Origin of the sequence: Daejeonella sp. (genome assembly GCF_036405355.1) — a bacterium.
In the GTDB taxonomy this organism is placed as follows: Bacteria; Bacteroidota; Bacteroidia; order Sphingobacteriales; family Sphingobacteriaceae; genus Daejeonella.
In genome coordinates this window covers 1-7,558 of record NZ_DASWXT010000134.1, presented here as the reverse complement: position 1 = coordinate 7,558, position 7,558 = coordinate 1, and the positions used below count along the sequence as shown (strand labels likewise).

4 protein-coding genes are annotated in these 7,558 nt (G+C 41.0%); all 4 read left to right on the top strand.

Annotated features, from left to right (window positions below; translation table 11 throughout):
• Positions 1–361: 361 nt before the first annotated feature.
• The 4 genes from VGE44_RS16705 (at position 362) to VGE44_RS16690 (ending at position 7,116) form a co-directional block, all read left to right on the top strand.
• Positions 362–1,693: a hypothetical protein gene (locus VGE44_RS16705; protein WP_331081267.1), complete on the top strand. Its 1,332-nt coding sequence runs from the start codon at positions 362–364 to the stop codon at positions 1,691–1,693.
• A gap of 361 nt (positions 1,694–2,054) precedes the next feature.
• A complete protein-coding gene (locus VGE44_RS16700; protein ID WP_331081265.1) occupies positions 2,055–3,005 on the top strand; it encodes an amidohydrolase family protein in 951 nt (316 codons plus the stop codon).
• A complete protein-coding gene (locus VGE44_RS16695; RefSeq protein ID WP_331081263.1) occupies positions 2,995–3,816 on the top strand; it encodes an amidohydrolase family protein in 822 nt (273 codons plus the stop codon). Before VGE44_RS16700 ends, VGE44_RS16695 begins: the two co-directional genes overlap by 11 nt.
• An 81-nt stretch (positions 3,817–3,897) precedes the next feature.
• Entirely contained in the window at positions 3,898–7,116 is a 3,219-nt protein-coding gene (locus VGE44_RS16690) for a DUF4962 domain-containing protein (protein WP_331081261.1), read from the top strand.
• The last annotated feature ends 442 nt before the right edge of the window (positions 7,117–7,558 follow it).

Below are 7,558 nucleotides of genomic sequence, written 5' to 3'. Positions count from 1 at the left end.
GCGATACGCCTATACCCGAGATTTAAATAAACAATCATTAATAAAATACCCTCTTTCCTAAATATGGCAAGAGTTTCAATTCTGCTGCCGGGCTAAACCTTAATAAAAACTTTCCCCGGACACTAGTGACTCCAAGTCATCCGATGAGTTTAATAATTAACGTTGTGCTAAAAAATCAATTTTAGCAATCGCTGGAAACTCTACGGGCAGTAGAGAAAAAGACAAAATTGATAAGATTCCAGTAGCGTTTATGCATTTAACTTTTATTAAATAAATTAGTTTTATATCTTGAGGTTCAGAAGAACCTCGTCATTGGAAAACATTAAACTCTAGAGACAAAAGGAATTGGATAGAAAAATTTATGAACACTCACGCCGACAAGACCCGGGAGAATAAAAGCCAGTCGGTTTCAAATGGCCTTACTCAAAAGGAAGGAGGCAGTGAGTCATCTTTTCAGTTTGCAGATAACAGACCAGAGGCAATAGAGCAGAGAAAGATGCAGGAGCTGGCCAATGCTAGTTCACAGGTTTCTCAGCTTAGAGCATTTCAGGAAATGGCTAATAACAGTCCTCAGCTTAAACAGGCGAATCAACAGCCAATTCAAAGAGTAAAAAATAATACAGACCAGCAAGAGAGCGACAATAACAGTCAGCAAGCGAAAGACCCTGCCAAGTTGAAGCGTTCTGAAATTATGAGACAGAAACTGGAGGCAGGCTCAGAAGAAGATGGACCTTCATCGATTACTTGGGCTGATTATGCCAAGCAGTTAACTGAAGAGGAAGAAGAAGAAGAATGGGATGACATCAATACATCAGACACAGCTGAGATTCTGCCTGGTATGAAGGAGTTTGCCATGCAAACAGATGCCGGTTTTTTCGCCGGCAGGGATGATTTGCTGAAGGAGATTGATAAATGTTTGGAGCAATGTAATTTGTATCGCGAAAAGCTCATTTCACAAATAGTTGAGGTAAATGATTTAGAAAAAGATGCTAAGGCGGATGAAGATTTAAAAATTCGCAAAGAAAAAGGGGCTAGAATCATACGAGAATTTTATAATAATAAACTGGGTTTTCTTGAGAAATCTGTTGAAAAATGGTTAGAACAGTTCCAAGACGATACATCAGGCAGTGTTATGCACAGGCGCACTTCAATCAAAGCATTGTTGCCCGCAATTAAGTCTGAGAAAGAGATGACTGTAGATGAAAGGGTTCAGAGCGTAAAGGAAAAGGAAGTGAAGGAAATGGAAAGGGCGAAAAAGGAAAGCGAAAAGAAGGAAAAAGCAAATGCGGAAGTAAGATCGCGCCCGCCCTTTACATCTGAAGAATTCAAGGCCGAAGCACAGTTATGGGTTGTTGTACCTTTTTCAAACATAAGTGCAGTGGTATCGGGCTTAAAGGCTTTCCATGCAATTCCTGAACCTCGTGGGGATGACAGTATTCGATTAGCTAAGCTGGATGCCTGCCAGAAGGTGAGATCTGCCGCCGATGCGGCCTTTGCTAATATACGCAAACTAAAAGAACATCCGGGCTACGATAAAGGACACACGGATTTTGAGAAGAAGTCGCACGATATTCGTGGGGATGCATTAGTTAAACTTCTCGGTCAGTGTCAAAATTATTATAACACCAACCGTACCGATGAAGAGAAAGCAGCACGGAAAGCCGAGCTAGATGCAGAACAAAAATCGAGATAGGAATACTGGTTTAAGTGTTTTTTCATTAAAGAATCGGGAAAAGAGAATTTTTAAAATAAAATGATCACCCGGTTGACCCTCCTTAACTGATTGTACTTTCCTTTGAGTTTCCGGCGATTGCAAAAATTGATTTTTTTACAGAAGTAAATTGCTGTTTTAAAGTTTTGATTATGGTTGGTTTTCCAAGGACCAGGGGATTTGGAAATTCCCTTCAGCTAGAATCGAAACCTGGAACCAGATGACAATGATGCAGCCTGGTTCCAATTTTTTAACATATTTTATCTTATGAATGGGGCTTTTTCTGTTTGACCGGTCTTGTATATGAGTTAAAGAACGGAATACAGATTTTATACTTCTATTCATGAAGAACCGGACAGATTTTGGGTTAAACCGAAGAACATTTTTAAGTACCAGCGGGCTTGGTCTCCTGGGTGCTTCCATGTCGGGTGTTTTATGTAATGTTCCTTCGAAAGAAGAAACTGTAAAGGCTGTCAATACCTTTCAGAAAGATGGCTGGAAAGCCATTATGGAATCTGCAAAGAAATATCCAAAGCTGGATGCGCATAACCATGTATGGTCGGGCAGTAATGCTGCCCAGGTAGATGAAAGCTGCGAAGCCCTTGGTATTACAAAAGCTGCCTGCTCGATTCCGGGAGGGAAAACTGTTGCAGAAATTCGCGCTAATAATGATATTATTATTCAGGCGATGAAGTCGCATCCCAAGCGCATCATGGGACAGTGTTATATAAATCCTTTATTTAAAAAGGAAGCTTTGGATGAGATCGACCGCTGCGTTGACAATGGGATGGTGATGCTTGGCGAACTTTATGATGCGGTTAAAATTTCTGATCCGCTGTATTACCCGATCGTTGAGCGCTGTATCAAACATAAGATTCCATTGATGCTTCACGGGGTTACGACACTCGGAAACTGGCGCCCGGGATATTTACCTACTAATCCTCCAAACTCCTCTGTACCTGAAGATTTTGTGGAGATAGCGAACCGCTATCCCGAAGCGATGATCATTTGTGGTCATATCGGTGGGGGTGGTAACTGGGAATATATGTGCCGGATCTTAAAGAAGGCTCCAACCTTATTTCTGGATACGAGCGGGAGTGTAAGTGATGAGGGTATGATCGATATGGCGGTTAAATATATTGGCGCAGATCGTTTGTTATTTGCTACTGATATGAATTATGAAACCGGTGTCGGTAAAATTATATGGGCTGATCTGAGCGAGGCCGACAGGAAAAAGATCTTCTTCGAAAACTTTAACAATTTATTGAGAAAGGCGGGTAATCATGTTGCTTGATATCAATGCATTCGTTGGTCACTGGCCATTCCGCAACTTAAGAGGGAATAATCTCAAAGACCTGCTCAAACGTATGAATACCTATGGAGTGGATAAAGCAATAGTATCCAATCTGAATGGGATTTTTTATGTAGATGGACAAATTGCAAATGAAGAGTTATTTGCTGAACTGAACTCTGATGCCTCATTTAAAGATCGCTTTATTCTGTTCGCGACTATTAATCCGATTCTTCCATGGTGGAGGGATGCACTGGAGACCTGCCACAAAGAGTTTGGAATGAAAGGGATCCGGATCTTTCCGCATTATCATCATTACAAACTGACTGATGAGGCTTGTGTTGAAATGGTTAAGGCTGCGAGAGATCTGGGTATGCCGGTTTCAATTCCTCTGCGTATGACTGATTTGAGGGAACGGTCCTGGTTAGATGTGGACAAAGCAATTAGTTATAATGATGTTGCAGCTCTGGTAAGTAAAGTGCCCGACGCAAAATATATGATCCTTGAAGCCCGGATTACTGACGGACAGGAACCCACAACAGATGAATCTGTTAAGATACTGAAGGCTGCTGATGTCCTTTTTGATACCTCAAGAGGCAGCGGAGTGGTTGTAAAAGGCCCGAATAGTGAAAGTTTAACGTATCTGCTGGAGAATTTCGGAGTTGATAAACTGGCATTTGGAACAGAGACTCCTTTTGTGGATTATACCTCGCCGTTTTTAAGGCTCGGAGCTTTTAAAGCTATAAATGAGACTGAAAAACAAAAAGTTTGGTCAGAGAATGTCCTGCGGATGCTTGGCTATAAAAAAATCTAATGTACCAGACAACCTGCACTAGCAGGAATTAAAACAAAAATCACAGATAAGTGGAACCCTTTTAAAACAAATTATATACAAATGAAGAAACAATTCCTTTTACAAATGCTTGCCATTTGCATGATTCTTAATCTTGCTTATGCTCAAAACCCTGTTGGCAGGACTCCCTACACTTTGTTCAACGACTTTGAAACCGGTGAACTTTTCGGCTGGGAAACTTATCCCTATGCTCAGGATATAGCCTTTGATGCGCTGTATTTTGCGGTTAAATCGCCTACTTATAAAGACAGCAAATACGCACTGGCTCGTCCTTTTAAGGCTCATGATGTGACTGAACTCTATCAGGGTTTTACCAAACGTCTGAATATGTATACCATTGCCGGCAGCAGGGTAAAAGCTGCGGTTTATTTTCAGGGTGATCGTAATCCTGAGTCGCTTGAACTTTCTCTGGGAACTTTTGAAGGCAAACGTTACTTCCATAAGATTAATAATCCAAAAGCAAATTCCTGGTTAGAACTCGATCTGCCGATCTCAGCATTTAAGCTGGATGGCAAGTCTCTGGGAGCTAATGAGCATATTCAGGTAATCACACTGAAAGGAACATATCCGATAGTGAATTACCTGTACACTTATACGATACTGATGGATGATTTTAGTATCAATGGTGAGCGCGACAGACAATTTATTGCTACTTCTCCAGGCTCAACTAATCTGGATATGTTCGATGTAACGATCCTGAATAAGCACTTTTTCTATGGTGATAATGTCAGTCTTAAAGTTGCACCTGAAGGAAATATAAGTTTGAAACAGGTTACAGGTACATTGGTAGACAGTAAAGGAAAAATTGTTAAGGATAATATTTCATTCAGCCGCAGTGGTACGGAATGGGCAAATACAGCAATGTATAAACTCTCAGAAAAGGATGCCCGCGGTCAGTGGGAGATTCGTTTGAAAGGTGAAGATAACCAGGGCGGATCAGTAAACTGGGCTATACGCTTTTTGATGCCGGGTAAGCAGGTAAATGGTCACCCGAGACTATATTTCTCAGCTGATGAGATTAAAACCCGTCTGGCCAATGAAAAATCGCCTGTTGCTAAAAAGATTCTTGATAATGCATTGGCACATACAGATTTCATGAAAGTGAATGTTGATGCAATTAATGAAGGAAAAGATCTGACTGCCGAAAACCTTGTTGGTGGACCGCATTCAAAAACTTCAGTGGGTTTCAATTCCTATGCTTTATGGAATAACCCTAATTCAACTCTTGGAAATGTAATTGAGGAAGGCAGCTTCCAGTATACTTTTAAAGGTGATCGTGCAGCAGGTGAGCAGGCTAAAAAAGCATTGCTTAAACTTTGCTCGTTCAAAAAATGGAATGCCGACTGGATGCTTGAACGTAAGTTCTGGACTTACTATCCGGTAGGTTATACTATCAAGCCTGTTGCTTATGGTTATGATATGCTTTACGACCTGCTTTCTGAATCAGAACGTGCATTTGTACGTACTGCAATTATGGAAAAAGGTTTGAAAATGTTCCATCGTGACATGGTTGAAATGAATCGTATGCCTTCTAACCAAACCAATCACATTGCAGTACTGGCAGGTGGTATGGGTTTAGCTGCAACCGCTATTTATGGTGATGATCCATCCAATCCGAATCTGGAGCCTTACATTTCAGGTATCCTGACAAAAACTAAAACCTTTATCGACCGTACTTATTATGAGGATGGTAGTTATGGTGAGCCGAAGAGTGGCTATATGAATATGGCGAGCAGGGATATGGGTGAATTACTGCCTGCTTTGGAACGTAATTTCGGAGTTGATTATTCTACAACTACCGCTTTTAAAGATTTTTACAAATACCTTATTCAGGCGAGCTATTCAAATGGTTTGATGCAGGATTATGGTGATGGTGGTGGAGCTAAAGGATCAAGAGTGGATATTGGCGGACAGATTCACTCCTGGTGGCTGGTAAACCGTACAAAAAATCCATACCTGTATAGTTATGTAAAACCATTTTGGGAATCCGGAAAAGGTGGTTATTTAAGTTATGTATGGTACAGAGATGATATCACACCGGTATCGAGAGAAACGTTGCCTCCATCCAAGTTCTTTAGCGCTCAGGGTATGGTGATGCGTTCCGGTTGGGACGATGCATCTATGATATTGAGTACCCGAGTTGGACCAAATGCAAATCACTATCATTACGATCAGGGAAGTTTCCAGATCATGAAAAATGGAGAGACTTTACTGACCGATCCTGCTTATGGTCCTTTGGGATATTATGCGAATCTGGAATATTTGAGTTATAGCGTCCAGGCGATTGCTCATAACGTCATGCTGGTTGACCACGATCCTGAAAGTCAGGCTCCTGCTCATTACGATAATGGAATTAAAGCTCTTAACGAATGGCCAAGAGTACAGCATTTATTTAATGGCAAAGATGCTGATGGAATTGAAAGTGAGCTGAGTTCAGTGTACAAGGGTAAACTTGAGAAGTATTCGCGCACCTTACTTTACACTAAGACAGGTCCTGTTTTCCTGTTTGATGAAGTGAAAAGTAAATCGCCGAAAGGCCATGTTTACGACTGGTTGTTTCATGCTCCTCCGGGTGAGAACAATCAGACAGCAATCAGTTATGATAAAGGACGTATGATCATCGACCGTCCAAATGCTAAATTGACGATGGATGTGGTGAGTCCTGAGATCGTTGCATCTAAGATTTATGATAAGAGTGCTGGTATAGGTAAATCATTTTATGAGTCATTCCTGGATCTGGCAAGTAAGCCGGATCTGAATCAGGTTAATTTCCTTGCAGTTATTTTACCGGAGTCTAAACCTTCTTCAGGTCCTGCTCCTGTAACTACTAAGCTGGAAGCAGCGGGATGGATAGGTGCTAAAATGGTTCATGCTAATGGTTCTGATATCGGTTTCTTCAGAACCGGAACCGAGAATGGTGCAGCAGCTGGTTTTACAACTGATGCAAAACGATTTACTGCGAGCTATGACAGATCAGGTGCTCTTCAGAAAATTTACTATGAAGGAACTGCTATATCAGGTAATGGATTGGGATTAAACACTGATGCCGGAACCAGAGGTACAGTTGCTTTGGTTTCTACAGGTATAGATGCAGAAATTAAATCATGGAAAGGCTGTTCAGTGAAAATGATGGTATCCGGAAAACCATCTTCAGTACTTGTTGGCGGTCAGTCGGTTAAAGACTGGACCTATGATGCGGCTTCGAAAACGGTTTCTGTGAAATTACCAGGTGGAACAGTTGCTTTAAAAATCAATAAATAAGGGTTTTGTTTTCTGTTTTACAGAAAGCAGCTTGCCCGATATTTTAAATATTCCGGATCTTCATCTAAAGATGGAGGTCCGGTATTTTTATACAGTAGGATCGCGTTAAATTTTTGGTTTTTCGACCCCAAAGGGATGATGTCATGATTTAGGGTATTTTTCAATCCTCTTGATTGTAATCCAGGTTGGAATTTTTTTTGTGACCCTGAAGGGGTCAAATGTTTATAGAATTATTTACATAGGTAATCCCGACCCTGAAGGGCAATGTCATTAAGTTAAGGGGCAGGAGGTTCTGGCCTTCGTGGCTGTTGCTCAACCTACCTAAACCAGATTTTACCTAGTTGCATTTTTTATAAGTAGCCAACGGTGAGATAAGCTGGTATGTTCTTGACATTTCGATTTAGAACAATGATTTAAGTTTTTAGCGAAGCAACCGCCTAGA

Coding starts and splice junctions, on each gene's coding strand:
- VGE44_RS16705 (WP_331081267.1), top strand. CDS start 362: ATGAACACTCACGCCGACAAGACCCGGGAGAATAAAAGCCAGTCGGTT.
- VGE44_RS16700 (WP_331081265.1), top strand. CDS start 2,055: ATGAAGAACCGGACAGATTTTGGGTTAAACCGAAGAACATTTTTAAGT.
- VGE44_RS16695 (WP_331081263.1), top strand. CDS start 2,995: ATGTTGCTTGATATCAATGCATTCGTTGGTCACTGGCCATTCCGCAAC.
- VGE44_RS16690 (WP_331081261.1), top strand. CDS start 3,898: ATGAAGAAACAATTCCTTTTACAAATGCTTGCCATTTGCATGATTCTT.